The organism is Planktotalea arctica (assembly GCF_002105285.1).
GTDB lineage: Bacteria > Pseudomonadota > Alphaproteobacteria > Rhodobacterales > Rhodobacteraceae > Planktotalea > Planktotalea arctica.
Genome location: NZ_MUHR01000011.1, coordinates 36476 through 50881, shown reverse-complemented (window position 1 = coordinate 50881; position 14406 = coordinate 36476). Strand labels below are relative to the sequence as shown.

The 14406-nt window shown below is 56.9% G+C and carries 18 protein-coding genes and 1 pseudogene; 8 read left to right on the top strand and 11 right to left on the bottom strand.

Translation table 11 applies throughout. From position 1 onward, the window contains the following. Nucleotides 1-52: 52 nt before the first annotated feature. From B9P63_RS10890 to B9P63_RS10880, 3 genes are all read right to left on the bottom strand, one after another. Nucleotides 53-283, bottom strand: coding sequence for a GTA head formation protein, RCAP_rcc01685 family (locus B9P63_RS10890; RefSeq protein ID WP_085308666.1), 231 nt, complete (start codon nucleotides 281-283; stop codon nucleotides 53-55). Then, nucleotides 280-1464, bottom strand: coding sequence for a phage portal protein (locus B9P63_RS10885; RefSeq protein WP_085308664.1), 1185 nt, complete (start codon nucleotides 1462-1464; stop codon nucleotides 280-282). Before B9P63_RS10885 ends, B9P63_RS10890 begins: the two co-directional genes overlap by 4 nt. A gap of 78 nt (nucleotides 1465-1542) precedes the next feature. Further along, a complete protein-coding gene (locus tag B9P63_RS10880) occupies nucleotides 1543-2913 on the bottom strand; it encodes a DNA-packaging protein (RefSeq protein ID WP_085309200.1) in 1371 nt (456 codons plus the stop codon). A 58-nt stretch (nucleotides 2914-2971) separates the two neighbouring features. Here B9P63_RS10880 and B9P63_RS19220 point away from each other — a divergent pair, with 58 nt between their 5' ends. Beyond that, complete coding sequence (locus B9P63_RS19220) at nucleotides 2972-3127, top strand: hypothetical protein (RefSeq protein ID WP_176219147.1); 156 nt, start codon at nucleotides 2972-2974, stop codon at nucleotides 3125-3127. Nucleotides 3128-3462: 335 nt separating this feature from the next. Here B9P63_RS19220 and mltG read toward each other — a convergent pair whose 3' ends face one another. The 4 genes from mltG to B9P63_RS10855 form a co-directional block, all read right to left on the bottom strand. After that, nucleotides 3463-4617, bottom strand: a complete 1155-nt coding sequence (gene mltG, locus B9P63_RS10875; protein WP_085308663.1) for an endolytic transglycosylase MltG — start codon at nucleotides 4615-4617, stop codon at nucleotides 3463-3465. A 1-nt stretch (nucleotide 4618) separates the two neighbouring features. Then, entirely contained in the window at nucleotides 4619-5878 is a 1260-nt protein-coding gene (gene fabF / locus B9P63_RS10870) for a beta-ketoacyl-ACP synthase II (protein WP_085308662.1), read from the bottom strand. 459 nt (nucleotides 5879-6337) lie between these two features. After that, entirely contained in the window at nucleotides 6338-6583 is a 246-nt protein-coding gene (locus B9P63_RS10860; protein ID WP_342743590.1) for an NnrS family protein, read from the bottom strand. 5 nt (nucleotides 6584-6588) lie between these two features. Continuing rightward, nucleotides 6589-6837, bottom strand: coding sequence for a DUF6522 family protein (locus B9P63_RS10855; RefSeq protein WP_085308658.1), 249 nt, complete (start codon nucleotides 6835-6837; stop codon nucleotides 6589-6591). A 348-nt stretch (nucleotides 6838-7185) separates the two neighbouring features. On the opposite strand from B9P63_RS10855, the pseudogene B9P63_RS10845 reads away from it, so the two are divergent. Further along, nucleotides 7186-7559 (top strand): annotated as a pseudogene (locus tag B9P63_RS10845) (integrase core domain-containing protein); the annotation flags it as partial. A 328-nt stretch (nucleotides 7560-7887) separates the two neighbouring features. Beyond that, nucleotides 7888-8097: a hypothetical protein gene (locus tag B9P63_RS10840; protein ID WP_085308653.1), complete on the top strand. Its 210-nt coding sequence runs from the start codon at nucleotides 7888-7890 to the stop codon at nucleotides 8095-8097. Here the strand turns inward: B9P63_RS10840 and B9P63_RS10835 are convergent, their stop codons facing one another. Continuing rightward, complete coding sequence (locus B9P63_RS10835; protein WP_085308651.1) at nucleotides 8098-8778, bottom strand: Crp/Fnr family transcriptional regulator; 681 nt, start codon at nucleotides 8776-8778, stop codon at nucleotides 8098-8100. A 183-nt stretch (nucleotides 8779-8961) separates the two neighbouring features. On the opposite strand from B9P63_RS10835, the gene B9P63_RS10830 reads away from it, so the two are divergent. From B9P63_RS10830 to B9P63_RS10810, 5 genes are all read left to right on the top strand, one after another. Then, nucleotides 8962-9393, top strand: coding sequence for a pseudoazurin (locus B9P63_RS10830; protein ID WP_085308649.1), 432 nt, complete (start codon nucleotides 8962-8964; stop codon nucleotides 9391-9393). A 48-nt stretch (nucleotides 9394-9441) separates the two neighbouring features. Then, complete coding sequence (gene nirK / locus B9P63_RS10825; protein ID WP_085308647.1) at nucleotides 9442-10659, top strand: copper-containing nitrite reductase; 1218 nt, start codon at nucleotides 9442-9444, stop codon at nucleotides 10657-10659. A 24-nt stretch (nucleotides 10660-10683) separates the two neighbouring features. After that, nucleotides 10684-11436, top strand: coding sequence for a formylglycine-generating enzyme family protein (locus B9P63_RS10820; RefSeq protein WP_085308645.1), 753 nt, complete (start codon nucleotides 10684-10686; stop codon nucleotides 11434-11436). Between the two features lie 97 nt (nucleotides 11437-11533). Then, nucleotides 11534-11836, top strand: coding sequence for a hypothetical protein (locus tag B9P63_RS19350; protein ID WP_217806506.1), 303 nt, complete (start codon nucleotides 11534-11536; stop codon nucleotides 11834-11836). Nucleotides 11837-12075: 239 nt separating this feature from the next. Beyond that, nucleotides 12076-12354 carry a hypothetical protein gene (locus B9P63_RS10810; protein ID WP_139816252.1) on the top strand — a complete coding sequence of 93 codons (279 nt, stop codon included), beginning with the start codon at nucleotides 12076-12078 and terminating at the stop codon, nucleotides 12352-12354. Nucleotides 12355-12370: 16 nt separating this feature from the next. Here B9P63_RS10810 and B9P63_RS10805 read toward each other — a convergent pair whose 3' ends face one another. The 3 genes from B9P63_RS10805 to B9P63_RS10795 form a co-directional block, all read right to left on the bottom strand. Further along, the gene (locus B9P63_RS10805) at nucleotides 12371-12604 is read right to left on the bottom strand and encodes an acyl carrier protein (RefSeq protein ID WP_085308640.1); all 234 of its coding nucleotides are present in this window, start codon (nucleotides 12602-12604) and stop codon (nucleotides 12371-12373) included. 192 nt (nucleotides 12605-12796) lie between these two features. Further along, a complete protein-coding gene (gene fabG, locus B9P63_RS10800) occupies nucleotides 12797-13534 on the bottom strand; it encodes a 3-oxoacyl-[acyl-carrier-protein] reductase (protein ID WP_085308638.1) in 738 nt (245 codons plus the stop codon). Nucleotides 13535-13579: 45 nt separating this feature from the next. Continuing rightward, a complete protein-coding gene (locus B9P63_RS10795; RefSeq protein WP_085308636.1) occupies nucleotides 13580-14206 on the bottom strand; it encodes a hypothetical protein in 627 nt (208 codons plus the stop codon). Nucleotides 14207-14406: the final 200 nt, after the last annotated feature.

The window sequence follows — 14406 nt, the reverse complement described above, 5'->3', positions numbered from 1 at the left end:
AAAATATCGCGGGGAGTCTCAGCATGCTGAGACGGGGCAGCGCCCCAAACCGCTAGCCAGCTAAAAGCAACGGCTGCACAGCCTGCGCCAAGATCACCGCAACAACGCCGTACACCATCAACCAAAGCCGCCGCTCCAATCGCTCAATCAACTCTTCGATCCGATCTAGCCTCTTGCCCAATCCATCAAACTGGAGCTTTGCAACGCGCTCATGGGCCTCCAAGCGCAGCGCAGGAGCGCAATCAAACGCCTCAAACCCATAGCGATCTGTGCGCTCGCTCATTCAGCCACCTCGCCGCTAAGCGGCGGTAGCCCCAACAGCGCGCGTTTCTCGTCAACGCTCAGAAAATCCGCCCCCGCAACGCGGCTCCACTGCGCATCCCGCTCCACCGCCAGCGCCGCTACCTGATCAAGGTCGGGCTTCAACTCTACCGCCTCGCCAGTGTAGCCCGCTAGCCAAGCGCCCAGCTTGCCCGCAACCTTGCCCGCCAGCGGAACAACCACCTGTCGATAAAACGCGCGGTTTGCCTCCTGGTAATTTGCATAGGTCGCATCCCCGGGAATCCCGAGCAGCATCGGCGGCACCCCGAAGGCAATGGCAATCTCGCGCGCCGCACTCTCCTTGGTCTTTTGAAACTCCATGTCAGAGGGCGAGAACCCCATCGGCTTCCAATCAAGACCACCCTCAAGCAGCATAGGACGCCCCGCATTCTTTGCGCCCTGATGATAGGCCTCCATCTCGTCCTGCAAACGCTGGAACTGCTCCGGCCCCAGCGTACCATTGCCGTCCGTGCCTTTGACGACAATCGCCCCCGATGGCCTTGCTGCATTATCCAGCAGAGCCTTTGACCAGCGCGAGGCAGAATTATGCACATCCAGCGCCGTCGCTGCCGCCTGCATTGGCGAGAGCCCGTAATGATCATCTTGCGGATGAAACGATTTCACATGACATATCGGCGATACTGCCCCGCTCACATCGAACCGCGCCTTGCGCGCGCCCACAGCATATTCATAGGCCACTGGCCAGCCATCACCCCCGGGAACAACCCGCATCCGGTCCGAGCGCAGCACATGCAACTCGAACGGCGCGCCACTCTCGGCGGCAACAGCCTCCACATATGTATCCCCTGACAGCAAGAGCTGCCCGAACAATGCCTCCAGAAACTCGACCCGCCCCTGCGCCCCATTCGGTGCCGCCAGCAGCGTCAAAATCTCATGGTGCTCAAACCTCTGCGCATTATCCTGTAGCACCAAAGGCACCGCCGCCGCCGCCTCTGCAATCAGCTTGACCGCGCGAAACCCCACCGGATTTCCCACAAACCCCGTGCGCGTCAGCGATACGGTATCGCGCGCCGACCACGCCACGCGCCCCGCGCCATGATACGCAATCACTGGCCCCGTCGCGCTCGCTTTGGTCTCGAGCGCCGCTACTTCGCCGCGCCGCCTCAGTAAATCAAATGCCATGTCTCACTCCTTTTCGCGCAGCTTCCCTGTCCGCGCCCCACCATGGCACGCGCCGGTCCCACTCCAATGCGCTAAATTTTACAGCGCCCGTATCTGCGGCTTGCGATAGGCAAGCGCTGGCGCAATCATCACCTCATGCAGCGCCCAAACCAGCGCGTCGACGCGGTCGGGCGAGCCTTTGCCATCATAGCCCCGCGCCGTCATCCGGCACATCTGGTCCTCCAACTCCGCCAATCCGCGCACATGCGACACACGCCCCTGCTCGTATAGCGCCGCCACAGGCTCCGCCCGCGCCACCTTCCCGCGCGACGCATGCACCGCCGTGATCGCCACCATAGGATCAACCTGACGCAAAACCGCACTCACCATATCGCCGCCCTGATTGACCTCGACCACCAAGCGCTCCGCCTTCCATCGCTCCATCGCCGCAATCGCCGCGCTTGCCCAACCGTGGGGCGATGCACCTTGGAGGCTCGCATCCTCCAGCACCACCGCACGCCATTCATTCGGTGCGCCGCCGCACTGCACTCCCACCACAACAATCCCGCACTCGTCCGCGCCGCTCTTACTCCCTGCTGGCGGGTCCACCGCGACAACAATGCGATCAACCTCTGGAATACACTCTACCCTCAAACTCTCTAACAACGCGCTACCCCACAGTGCGCCCTCACTGTCCTCAAGCAACACCCCCTCCAATTCCTGCCGTCCCAGCCGCGTGCCCGCATAGCGCCGCTCGACTTCCTTCAGAAAACTGCTCGCCAGATTGGCGCGGTTGGCCTGCGTCGGCGCATGGGTCACCACCGTGCTTGGCGCTTTCAGCAATTCTTTCAAAACCCCGACAGTGCGCGGCGTGGTCGTCACGCAAACCTGCGGATGCTCGCCAAGGCGCAGCGCAAACTGCAGCATATCCCAGGCCTCATCCGCCCGCTTCCACTTGGCCAACTCGTCCACCCAGGCCCCGTCAAACTGCGGCCCGCGCAGCGCTTCGGGATCATGGGCCGAAAATACCTGCGCCACTGCCCCGTTCGGCCAAACCAGCCGCTTACGCGTCGCCTGCCACTCAGGCCGGCGATCGGGTGGCGAGCACGCCAAAATCCCGCTCTCGCCAAAAATCATCACATCGCGGGTCTGATCCACCGTCTCGCCAATCAAGGCAATCCGCGAACATCGCCCCTTATCCATCGGCCCCGCACCCTCGACTTGCGTGCGCACCCACTCGGCCCCCGCGCGCGTTTTACCTGCGCCGCGCCCCCCCATCACGACCCAGGCCCGCCAAGCGCCCTCGGGCGGCAGTTGATGCGGCATCGCCCAGAACTCGAACAAAAAAGGGAGAGCCAAAAGCTCTCCCTCCTCCATGTCATCCAGAAATTTTTCCTGAACAGCACGATCTTCGCAAGCGATCCAACCTGCACCCGATGCTAGATCGGGCCTCCTCAAGATCGAGCGCATATCCTCGCCCGCTCCCTGTTCTGCCTTGGTCTGATTTTTCAAGACGCAACTCCATCTCATGAGCGATTTTCAACCAATCCCGAATGTCTCCAAGAACCTTGGCGACCTCGGATTTAGGCCCGACCTTCCCAGCATCAACCTCGGCCATCAGTCGATTAAGCGCCTCAATGGCGCTCACGACCTGAGCCTTGGCCGATGTTTCAAGCTCATCTAAACTCTGAGCAATCACACGCGGGGATGTTGGTGTCATACAGCTTTACTCCTCATGCGAGTTTTCTCCGCACGAGCGAAACAAAAAAGCGGCCCCCGGAATTATCCGGTGCCGCTTTGCCATTTCTCCTAGCATGTCACAACTTATAGGCGAGTCCGTTCGCTAAGTCAAGCAAAACCGCGCCCACGCGCGCGCTCTAGCGACCGCTCAGCCTAACAAATCGTTAACCGGTGCCTCGCTTCTCTGGTCTTGAAATACCTCGGGGGAGTCCATCTTGGATGGACGGGGGCAGCGCCCCCACGCCTGGCTTCAATAGGCCCATCTTCAATCAATCGCACTCAATTATTCGCGCGCTCCGCTTCGATCAAACGCCAGCGCGCCACATTGGCATTATGCTCCGCGAGCGTCACCGCAAAAGCATGCCCTCCGGTTCCATCCGCCACGAAAAAGATAAACGGCGTCTCGTCTGGATTGACCGCCGCTTGCAAACTTGCAAGTCCGGGGTTGGCGATCGGTGTAGGCGGCAGCCCGTTTATCACATAGGTATTCCAAGGCGTCTCGCGGCGAAGCTCGCTTTGACGCAATCCACGCCCCAAAACGCCCTCGCCCCGCGTCACTCCGTAAATCACCGTCGGGTCCGTCTGCAAACGCATCCCCTGGTTCAAACGGTTCACAAAGACCGAGGCCACCTGCCTGCGCTCTTCTGCAACGCCGGTTTCCTTCTCGATAATCGAGGCAAGAGTCAGCATCTCTTCAGCGCTCTGCAACGGCAAACCATCGCGACGCGCTGCCCAGACCTGCGCAATCCTGCGCTCTTGTGCGTCCTGCATCCGCGCCACCAAAGCCGCGCGCGTATCGCCCGCGCGCACCTCATAGCTGTCGGGCGCAAGCATGCCCTCTGCCGGCACCGCGTCCACATCGCCCTCCAGCAGATCGACCGATTTCAACTCCTCGATTACCTGCCAGCTCGTCACACCTTCGGCCAGCGCAATGCGATAGCGCGTATCGTTCTCGCCGCGCAGCTGCGTGTAAATCTCGGGAGCCTCTTCCTCCGCTGGATTAAAGCTCGCCTTTTCGACAAAACGGTTCGTTGCCGGATCAAGCTGGCGTACCTGCACCGTCGCGCGCGTTACTCCAATGCGGTACACCACTTCGGTGCCGCATGTGCTCGCGCCGCCGCGCGTAATGATGCTGACGATCTCTTCCATCGAGGCGTTCTCCGGCACCAGAAAACTGCCCGCTTTTAACGATCCGGTCTTATCCTCGTAATCAGCGCCTATCCGGAAGATCGCAGCGCTGCTCACGGCGCCCTCTGCATCCAGATCGCGGCTGACCGTGCCCATATTGGAGCCACGCTCAACCTTGAGACAAATCGCCTGATCCAGTGGTCCGGCATTGCGATACTGCCCCTGTCCCCACAGGATCATCCCCCCGAGCAAGAACAGCGCGACGATCAAAAATGTCACCGCGTTAGAGGCAATGTGGCGCCACATATTACTCGACCTTTCCGAAGAGCACGCTGGCGTTGGTCCCGCCAAATCCGAAGGAATTGCTGAGCGCCACGTTAATTTCGCGCTTTACAGGGCCATTCGCGGCCAGATCGACTGCTGTCTCAACCGCTGGATTATCGAGGTTAATCGTCGGCGGAGCCACCTGATCGCGGATCGCAAGGATCGAGAAAATCGCCTCGATTGCGCCCGCTGCCCCCAATAAGTGACCCGTCATCGACTTGGTCGAGGACATAGTGACTTTGCCAGCATGCTCGCCCATCATCCGCTCGACAGCGCCCAGCTCGATGGTATCCGCCATGGTCGATGTGCCATGTGCGTTGATGTAATCGATATCTTTAGGCTCAAGCCCCGCCTTGCCAAGCGCCGCGCGCATGGAGCGTTCGCCGCCCTCGCCGCTCTCGCTCGGCGCGGTGATGTGATAGGCATCGCCCGACAGACCATAACCGATCACCTCGGCGTAAATCTTCGCGCCGCGCGCTTTGGCATGTTCGTATTCTTCCAGCACAACCACGCCCGCGCCCTCGCCCATGACAAACCCGTCGCGGTCAGTGTCATAAGGACGGCTCGCCTTGGTCGGATCATCTTCACGCTTGGTGCTAAGCGCCTTGCACGCATTAAAACCTGCAATGCCAATCTCGGAAATCGACGCTTCAGCGCCGCCCGCAATCATCACATCCGCATCAGACGTCATAATCAACCGCGCCGCATCGCCAATCGCATGCGCGCCGGTCGAGCAAGCCGTCACGACCGCGTGGTTCGGCCCTTTAAAGCCGTAACGAATACCCACCTGACCAGAGATCAGATTGATCAACGCACCGGGAATAAAGAACGGCGACACACGGCTCGGGCCACGCTCATGGATCAGGATCGCGGTCTCTGCGATCGAGTTCAGACCGCCAATACCAGAACCGATCATCACGCCCGTGCGCAGCTTGTCCTCCTCGTCCTCGGGCATCCAATTGGCATCGCGTACCGCCTGCTCGGCCGCCGCAATCCCGTAGAGGATAAAGTCATCCACCTTGCGCCGCTCCTTGGGAAGCATCCAGTCGTCCGCATTGAACGTGCCGTCCGTGCCATTACCAAGGGGGATTTCGCAGGCATATTTGGTCTTTACGCGCGACGCATCAAAGCGCGTGATCGGACCCGCGCCAGACTTGCCCGCCAAAATAGCGCTCCACGTTTCTTCCACTCCGCACGCTAATGGCGTGACGAGACCTAATCCTGTGACAACGACTCTGCGCATAAACTGCCCTCTCAATGCTATGTTCTTTTGTAGGGTTTACCAATGTATGGGGCTTGGGGGCAAGAGGAGGCATATGGGGCTGGCAAGGTCATGCTTTGAAACGAAATGAGTGTTCGTCTAAAAAATCTCAAGAATATGTTTGAGAGATATTATCCTGACTTGAGGATAATTGAAATTCGCACAAGACAATGTAATCAAGCAGACGATGAACATCCCAATGAAGACAACATACCGTTGCCTCAGAACATGCTCGCTCCGTCTGGCCAGACGCCAGCACAAATACGCATCAAGACCGAGACCAACACGGATAGAAACATGATGACGCTGCCGGTCCCTGCCTTAGGCGTTTGATTGGAATGCCCCAAAGTCGCGCGCGGAAAAAGCAATCGCAATGCGTCCCAACACCCAAGCTGCCAATAGCAGCGCCAAAGACCAGCCAACAACAGGCAAACGACCTGTCTAATTTGGCACAGCGGTAAATAGGAAGCCCGCGATGATGGCCCCCAGACATCCGAACAGAAACTCATGCGCATGCCATGACACGGGGTCAAACCGTGTGGGCAAGTCAAGATATCCCGAAAGCATGAAAGTCCAAAGCAGCATCGCCAGCGCGGCCCAAAGTGCGCCGAACAAGAAGAACGCTCTGAACCCGTGTGAAAAAAGTGAAGGGCCGGTCCATTGGCGCATTTTCTCGCTGGTGATCATGGTCTTTATCCTATGGAAAAGCGCGCTGTTTTAAGTACCTTGCCCTCGCTGTCGCAGGTAAACCGCACTCTGATAGTGCGGTACGTGAAAGTAAGGCGGTGGCTGCCCGCATGTTCATCAACGCCCGTTTCAAAAAGGCTTGTGATTGCCCCAGCGCGCATCAAGTCTTTGACGGCTTCGGGGGTGAGGTCCAAGTACTTTGCAAGGTCTGTGGCCTCAATGACAGGTTCGTTTTGGCTAAGGTCGATTTTCATGGCTCAGATTCATCCATCAAGGTTCGTATGTGGCGCGCGAACACTCATGTTGCAGGCACCCTAATAATTGCACCAAGCACGATTGGCCATCCGCTAGATATCACTGGAAAGCCCACCCAAGATCCGATCAGCGAGGCGTAAAAGAGGTTTATTGCCATCGCGCACGCACCGAAGGGGTAAAGCGCCAGCGCGATTTTCCGCACGGCTTGCGATATGGCATCGAGGTCCGATTCACGTCCGTCAATTTGGCGCGGGCGCAGGATACGGCGGGGACGTAGGGCTTCGAACTGGCGGCGCACGTAGAACAAAGCCTAATGCTCAGACAGGCGGTGCCAATGACGCGGTTACTTTGGCCTTTGCTTTCTGTATCTGCGCAATGTGCAGGGCTATGGCTGGAACCATAAACGCGTGTACCGGATCTACCGTGGTCGATGAATTTTATGGCAAATCAACTCTCCGGCGGCTGATTGATCCGGACACTGAACGTCCTGGATACCTTCAATCGCGAGGGTCTTTGCATCAAGGTCGACTTCTCATTGCCCGCCGAACGCGTGGTGCGGAGCCTGAACCAGATTATCGAATGGCTCAGCCAATACATCTTTGAAACGATCAAGGAGGCACAGGATCAGGCCACGGTATGGCGCTGGGCTTACAACAACGAACGACCCAACATGGGCATCGGCGGCATGACACCTGCCATGAAACTGAAAACAGCCGCCTGAATTCTGCGGTCTGACCCCATTAAAAATGGGGGGATTATCATCCGACAACGCCGCTTGTAACATCAAAAACAAGCAGAATAATCAAACAAACGAACCAGAGCCTCCAATACTCAAATCGCTTTGACGCCCAACTTTATGTGACGGCAGAAATCCTGCGTAGTAAATATTGCGTGCATGCGACTTTGTCAGGGTTTCGGCCATCCTTCTGCCCTCCATTCAAGTGTTATTGAGCCAGAATTACCAAGAGCTAAAAAAGCGAAGTTTGCGTTAGCACAACGTTTGGATTGATTTTTTGCTTTAGACAAAAAGGATATGAGAGGACTTTAAAATGCGACGCGCGAACCTGGATGATCCCGATCTTGATCTGGATACCCTAATGTCGATCTGGCCCGAAACGGTCGCGGTCTTCTTGCGGCACAAAATGCTCTGCGTTGGCTGTACGGTGAATTCGTTTCACACCGTCATAGATGCCTGTCTGGAATATGATCTGGACGAAGCGCTGTTTCGTCTGGAACTGCACCGTGCCATTGGTGACTGACTAGGCACCACCCAAAACAACAAGGCGGTGTGCATCACAAACCACGATCTTTTTGCGTTTACTGCTGACCAACCCGTCTTTTTCCCAAGCACTCAGAAGGCGACTGACTGTGTGCAAGGTCGTGCCCGTCATTTCCGAGACATCCTGACGGGTGATCGGAAAACTGATTTCGATCCCCTCATCTGTGCGTTTGCCAGACTGCTTCACCAGCCTGAGAAGTGCGCGTGCGATGCGTTGCTCAACATGCTGCGTCGACATTTCCATGATGCGGGTATTCATCTCTGCTACGCGCTCTCCGACTGTTTTATATGTTTCGGTTGCAAAGCCCGGATAATCAGCAATGAAACTGTGCCAGAGCGAAACGGGCCATGACAAAAACAACACCTCTGATGCAGAGATTGCGCTTGCCGGATAAGCATCGCGCCCAAGCGCCGGCGCGATGCCGAACAACTGCCCTGCGGGTATGTGTAGCGATGTCACCTGCTCGCCATCCGGCGTCACTTTCGCGACGCGTATGGTTCCGTCCAGCAATAGAAAAAATCGCTCTGCCGCGTCACCTTCATTAAACACAGTGATGCCAACGTCGGCCCTGCGGCTGACGGCATGATCCAGAATTGCTCTGATCTGCTCACGTTTCAAAAGCGAAAACGGCGGCAAAGGGGCAAGCAGGCTTTCGTCCATTGATGTTGGCAAGATGATTATCCAATCCACAGGTGTGCGTAATTGGTAACGGCCTTTACCTGTTAGGGCCAGCAATCAAGTTTATTTCCGTTAGCGGTCAGAAGTTTGCGTTTGCACAAAGAGCGGCCCAGACGCTCGCATTAAACCTTTTGCCAACAGATGCAGACACCGAGAGGAAAGAAAATGTTTCGCACCCTAATGACATCCACAGCAATTGTTATCGCCCTTGGCGGGCCAGCCGTTGCCGAGACCTTTGAAGTTAAAATGCTGAACAAAGGCGAAAATGGCCGGATGATTTTTGAACCGTCTGCGCTGCGCATTGCGGCGGGTGATACGGTCAAGTTTCTGGCCACAGACCTAGGCCACAATGCCGAAAGCGTCAAAGGCATGATGCCCGAGGGCGCAGAGAGCTTCAAAGGCAAGATCAACGAAGAGATCGAAGTGACTTTTCCCGAGGCCGGCTTTTACGGCGTTCAATGCAAGCCGCACTTTGCCATGGGCATGGTGATGGCCGTTGCTGTTGGCGATGAAGCCATTGCCCCCGACAGTTTTCTTGAAGGCCGTTTGCCCAAGAAAGCCAAAGAAAGGTTTGAAGAAGCCCTGAGCGGGCTCTGATTACACTTTTACTCATTCTACCCAAAGCTAACTCCAAGGAGACAAGCCATGACCAAATTTTTCAACCCCGGCCTTATGCAAACCAGCCGCCGTAATGTGTTGCGCGGCTCTGTACTTGCTGGCGCGGCAGCGCTGACTGGTGCAGGTGCAATGGCAACTCCGCGTGCCCCCAAACTGCACGCCGCAAACGCAACATCTGCCAAGCTGTATAAAGCAGCGGCTGAGCAGACAGCGGATAGCACTGCAAAACCTGCGGATATGTCTGGCTACACCCGCGTAAAGCAGGAATTGGTCGCACCGCCCTTTGCCCCAAAGCATGAACAAATCGCGACAGGCGGCCCAAAGATCATCGAAATCACCATGGAAACCAGCGAAGTTCTGATGGTTGTGGACGAAGACACGGGCGCTGAAATCTGGGCGCTGACCTATAACGGTTCCGTCCCCGGTCCGCTGATCATCTGCCATGAAGGCGATATGGTCGAGCTAACGCTGCGCAATCCTGTGGATAGCCAGATGGAGCATAATATCGACTTTCACGCCTCTACAGGCGCGCTAGGCGGTGGTGGTCTGACCCACGTCTATCCCGGCGAGGAATGCGTGCTGCGCTGGAAGGCGACCAAGCCCGGCTGCTTTACATACCACTGCGCCCCCGGCGGCGCGATGATCCCGTATCACGTGTGCCACGGTATGAACGGCGCGATTATGGTGCTGCCGCGCGATGGCCTCAAAGACAAGGATGGCAACCAACTAATCTATGACAGCATCGCCTATATCGGCGAGCAGGATTACTACCTGCCGATGGACGAGAACGGCGAGTATCGCAAATACGATACAGCAGGCGAGGACTACACCGATAGCCTTGATGCGATGCGCACTTTGACCCCGACCCATCAGGTCTTCAATGGCGCAGTCGGTGCCCTGACTGGCGAGGGTGCTCTGAAAGCCAAAGTCGGAGAAACTGTCCTGATAATCCACAACTCGTGCAACGTGGACAGCAGACCCCACCTGATCGGTGGTCACGGTGAATATGTCTGGGAATCTTCGTTCAGCGACCAGCCGATGACTGGCATGGAAACATGGTTTGTGCGCGGCGGTAGCGCGGTGGCAGCGATGTACACCTTCGAGCAACCGGGCGTTTACGCCTATGTGAACCACAACCTGATCATCGGTGCGATGCTGGGCGGCACGGCTCACTTTGTTGTCGAAGGTGAATGGGACAACGCACTGATGGAGCAAGTCGTCGCTCCGCGTGAATTCGAAGCATAACAGGTTAGCATAAGGATCAGACCAATGGCCGCTGTTGAATTTCACTCAGTTCCGTCGCGAATGTCCCGTCGCCGTGGTGTGCTGATTGGTTTGGCAGCGGCCGTGATCGGGGCCGCGTTCATCCCGCATGGCCCTGATTTATCATCCCCCATGAGCGACATCGTGCAAGCAGAATTGCTGACCCTGCAAGATGGTCGTCAACTGAAGGTCCAGACACACGAAGTCGCTGTGCTTGAATGGCAGGCGTGCTACGATGCAGGCTACTGCGCACTCGACTTTTCACGCAAGATCAGGGACGTCGATTTCCCCGCAACGGGTCTTAGCTATCCTGATGCGATGCAATTTGTGACGTGGATCAACACTCAAAACGCGCTTCAGTGGCGTTTGCCCTCCGCTGCGGAGTGGAGGGAAATTTCCAAAGAAGTGATGCCTGAAAAGGCAGATCCGATATTTACTGACCCGTCTTTAACATGGGCCTCGAGCTATTTGACCGAAGCGAACCAAACCGGCCGCGCCCTGCGCCCGAGCGGTGCGTTTTCCACAACATCAACAGGCATCACCGATCTTGACGGGAACGTCTGGGAATGGACCAGCGATTGCTACTCTGGCGCAGATGGCAAAGACACTATCAATCCTGACCGTTGCCCTGCCTTTGTCTTGGGCGGCGAACATGAGGCTGTCATGTCCTATCTGATACGCGACCCTGCACGCGGGGGCTGCGCAGTCGGTGCGCCGCCTGCGCACCTTGGTATGCGGCTTGTTGCGGATAGCAACTAAGAATTCCGATTGCTCCAGACCAGTGGTCACCGACAAGCATCTTCAAGCAAGTCCGCAGTACCACGTGCAATGCCACGAGTGCATAGAAATTTCCAAATTGGCCGAGAGCAATACCCGCCGAAAAGACCCAAAAATCCAAAGATTTGATTACGAACCGTTAAATTTTCTCATAAGTTGGGACGAACGACAGGTTTTCATGCTGCGTTGCATCGCTAAACTTCGCATCAATGCCGATCACAGCGTGCCGCAAGCGCACACGGCAGAAAAATTGCACAACTGCTATCGTTTCTTCTTCGCCGCTTTGCATAGAAAGCAGCCGTTCATAGGACTTGCAGCGAAAAGTCCCCCTTTGCTCAAGGTGTTGCCCCCACTTTGCAAATACAAGATTACTGAGCGATGAATAGCCGGGTGGCAACCTTAGATTGCATCTGTTTTCCGATCTAAAAAGCCATAGGCGCAAGAAGGCCCCATGTTGTGTTTGAAGGGGCGTCGCACCGCCATAATCAAAAACGTTTCGCCCAGATCAAGAATTGATACTGGCCCATCGACTTTCTTGCTAACCGGAAAACCTAGACATTTGACGATCACCGGGACACGCAACAGACCCTCATAGTGCATCGGCCCGTTCAGGATCAGCCCGTGATCACCCAGCCAGTCGCCATAATCGCCGATGTAGATAACGATGGGGGTCTCGTCTCACCCAGCTTCTTGCAAAGCAATGAGAATACCCCCGATGTTACGATCAATCAGGGCGATCTGCCCGTAGGTGTTGGCGATGATTTGATGGAACTGGTCATCAATCTTGGGGTTAATACGGCTATGCACGACTGGTCCAAGCGGCATGGGACGAAGGAGGCGCTCCAAGAGCACACAAAAAAAAACGCCCCCCGCGATCTACTCGCGAGGGGCGCTCTTTAAGTCTAACGAAAGCTGCTTACGCAGCTTCGGAGATGAACTTTACCGCGTCGCCGAAGGACTGGATGTTCTCAGCTGCGTCATCGGGAATTTCGATGCCGAACTCTTCTTCGAACGCCATGACCAACTCAACTGTGTCGAGGCTGTCTGCGCCCAGATCGTCGATGAAGGATGCACCTTCAACAACTTTATCTTCTTCCACACCCAGGTGCTCAACAACGATCTTTTTAACACGATCTGCGATGTCGCTCATCTCGAAATCCTTATCTTATGGGCCAGCGGCCCGTTGGTGCCTGTCCCCATCGGGGCACTTGTTATTACCCTAACAGGGCAGCTTTCAGTCCCGAAAGACCACCCTGAATTCACGCATCCAAGGCCAATGATGCGCCGCTATAACACACGCGGTGCTTAAGGCAAACGGAATCAACGCCCCGTCTCCCTTGGCTCAAAGCATGGCCATTCCGCCGTTCACATGCAAGGTCGCGCCGGTGACATAAGAGGCCTCCGCGCTCGCCAGATAGATCACCGCCGCAGCAATCTCGTTTGGCGTGCCCATACGGCCCGCTGGCACCTGCGCCAGAATACCGCCCTTTTGATCCTCGGTCAGCTTGTCAGTCATTGCCGTCTCGATGAATCCGGGCGCGATCGCATTTACCGTAATCCCGCGCGAGGCAACCTCATAAGCCAGCGATTTGCCCATCGCGATCATCCCCGCTTTGGACGCAGCATAGTTTGCCTGCCCGGGATTGCCCGTTGCCCCGACGATGGACGAGATATTCACAATCCGCCCCCAACGCGCTTTCATCATGCCGCGCATCACACCCTTGCACAGCTTCATTGTCGCCGTCAGGTTGACGTCCAGCACCGATTGCCATTCATCATCCGACATACGCATGAACAGATTGTCGCGCGTGATGCCTGCGTTATTTACCAGAATATCCACCGATCCCATTGCAGCAATCGCCTGTTTGGGCAGCTCTGCAACCGCTTCCATGTCCGACAGGTTGCAAGGCAGAACGAAGGCGCGCTCACCCAGCTCAGCGGCTAAAGCCTCCAATGGTTCGACCCGCGTACCGGATAATCCAACGCTTGCGCCAGCGCTGTGCAATGCGCGCGCGATATCCGCACCAATTCCGCCGGACGCACCTGTCACCAGTGCGCATTTTCCTGTCAAATCAAACATGTTATGAACCTTTCCTGCTGCGCCAATCCCCCGCAGGATCGGCGTCTAATTCGTCGCTAATACATTGCCGAGATCGGCGCTCACGATCCCCATAGCGCCAATTTCTGCGATTGTCATCGCCCGAGGGCGTCTGCGCCCGCCAAATTCTTGCGCAAAGCGCGCATAGCCGTCGCCGCCAGTCATTTCGCTGGCGAAAGCCTTATGCGCATCGCCGTCCTTGGTGCGCACCACGCCAATCACTGCACCGTCCTCCATGGTGCGCTGCGTGCCGCCCAGAAACGCGTCCACCGCGCCGCCGCTGATCACGCTATCGTTGCGCAAATGCGTTGCAAACCCCGCCTCGCGCACCGCACGCCCAAAGCCCATCGCCTCCGCGCTACCCGCTGCGCCGTCGGCCTCCAGAAGGACCAAGCGGCGCGCATCTGGATTCGCCTCGCGCACGGCGGCAAAGCCTGCGGCCGTATCCGCGTTGATCGAACCGGAAAGATAAATCGTATCGCCCTCGGGCAAAAACGCGGTCATATTGTTTTGCGCCACCGGCTCGGGGCGCACCACAAAGCCCTCGCGCACCACAGGCACATTTTCCGGCCCGCGGCGCAGGATCGCACAGCCACTCAATGCGCCGCTTAAACCGAACGCCCCAATCCCGATCAAAAACACACGCTTCTTCATTGCTCTTATCCTTTTCTGCTTGCCTCGCACAAAGCGTGGCCCCCCGGTGCCACAATCACAACAATCAAAACAAAGACAAACTGTTTCGGCAAACACCCGCCGCCCTCACCGCGGTGCAAGGGCGCAAGACGCCCGCTTCGCCGTGTTTTCACACCAATGCCCCGCTTTCGGCAAAATTCACCGCTAGCCCTATGGCCAGC

What these genes read in the sequence shown, in the direction of transcription:
- nirK (WP_085308647.1), top strand. Translation starts at nt 9,442, where the DNA reads ATGACCAAATTTTTCAACCCCGGCCTTATGCAAACCAGCCGCCGTAAT.
- B9P63_RS10890 (WP_085308666.1), bottom strand. Translation starts at nt 283, where the DNA reads ATGAGCGAGCGCACAGATCGCTATGGGTTTGAGGCGTTTGATTGCGCT.
- B9P63_RS10835 (WP_085308651.1), bottom strand. Translation starts at nt 8,778, where the DNA reads ATGGACGAAAGCCTGCTTGCCCCTTTGCCGCCGTTTTCGCTTTTGAAA.
- B9P63_RS10795 (WP_085308636.1), bottom strand. Translation starts at nt 14,206, where the DNA reads ATGAAGAAGCGTGTGTTTTTGATCGGGATTGGGGCGTTCGGTTTAAGC.
- mltG (WP_085308663.1), bottom strand. Translation starts at nt 4,617, where the DNA reads ATGTGGCGCCACATTGCCTCTAACGCGGTGACATTTTTGATCGTCGCG.
- B9P63_RS10805 (WP_085308640.1), bottom strand. Translation starts at nt 12,604, where the DNA reads ATGAGCGACATCGCAGATCGTGTTAAAAAGATCGTTGTTGAGCACCTG.
- B9P63_RS10840 (WP_085308653.1), top strand. Translation starts at nt 7,888, where the DNA reads ATGCGACGCGCGAACCTGGATGATCCCGATCTTGATCTGGATACCCTA.
- fabG (WP_085308638.1), bottom strand. Translation starts at nt 13,534, where the DNA reads ATGTTTGATTTGACAGGAAAATGCGCACTGGTGACAGGTGCGTCCGGC.
- fabF (WP_085308662.1), bottom strand. Translation starts at nt 5,878, where the DNA reads ATGCGCAGAGTCGTTGTCACAGGATTAGGTCTCGTCACGCCATTAGCG.
- B9P63_RS10880 (WP_085309200.1), bottom strand. Translation starts at nt 2,913, where the DNA reads ATGCGCTCGATCTTGAGGAGGCCCGATCTAGCATCGGGTGCAGGTTGG.
- B9P63_RS10820 (WP_085308645.1), top strand. Translation starts at nt 10,684, where the DNA reads ATGGCCGCTGTTGAATTTCACTCAGTTCCGTCGCGAATGTCCCGTCGC.
- B9P63_RS10830 (WP_085308649.1), top strand. Translation starts at nt 8,962, where the DNA reads ATGTTTCGCACCCTAATGACATCCACAGCAATTGTTATCGCCCTTGGC.
- B9P63_RS10860 (WP_342743590.1), bottom strand. Translation starts at nt 6,583, where the DNA reads ATGATCACCAGCGAGAAAATGCGCCAATGGACCGGCCCTTCACTTTTT.
- B9P63_RS10885 (WP_085308664.1), bottom strand. Translation starts at nt 1,464, where the DNA reads ATGGCATTTGATTTACTGAGGCGGCGCGGCGAAGTAGCGGCGCTCGAG.
- B9P63_RS19220 (WP_176219147.1), top strand. Translation starts at nt 2,972, where the DNA reads ATGAGCGATTTTCAACCAATCCCGAATGTCTCCAAGAACCTTGGCGAC.
- B9P63_RS10855 (WP_085308658.1), bottom strand. Translation starts at nt 6,837, where the DNA reads ATGAAAATCGACCTTAGCCAAAACGAACCTGTCATTGAGGCCACAGAC.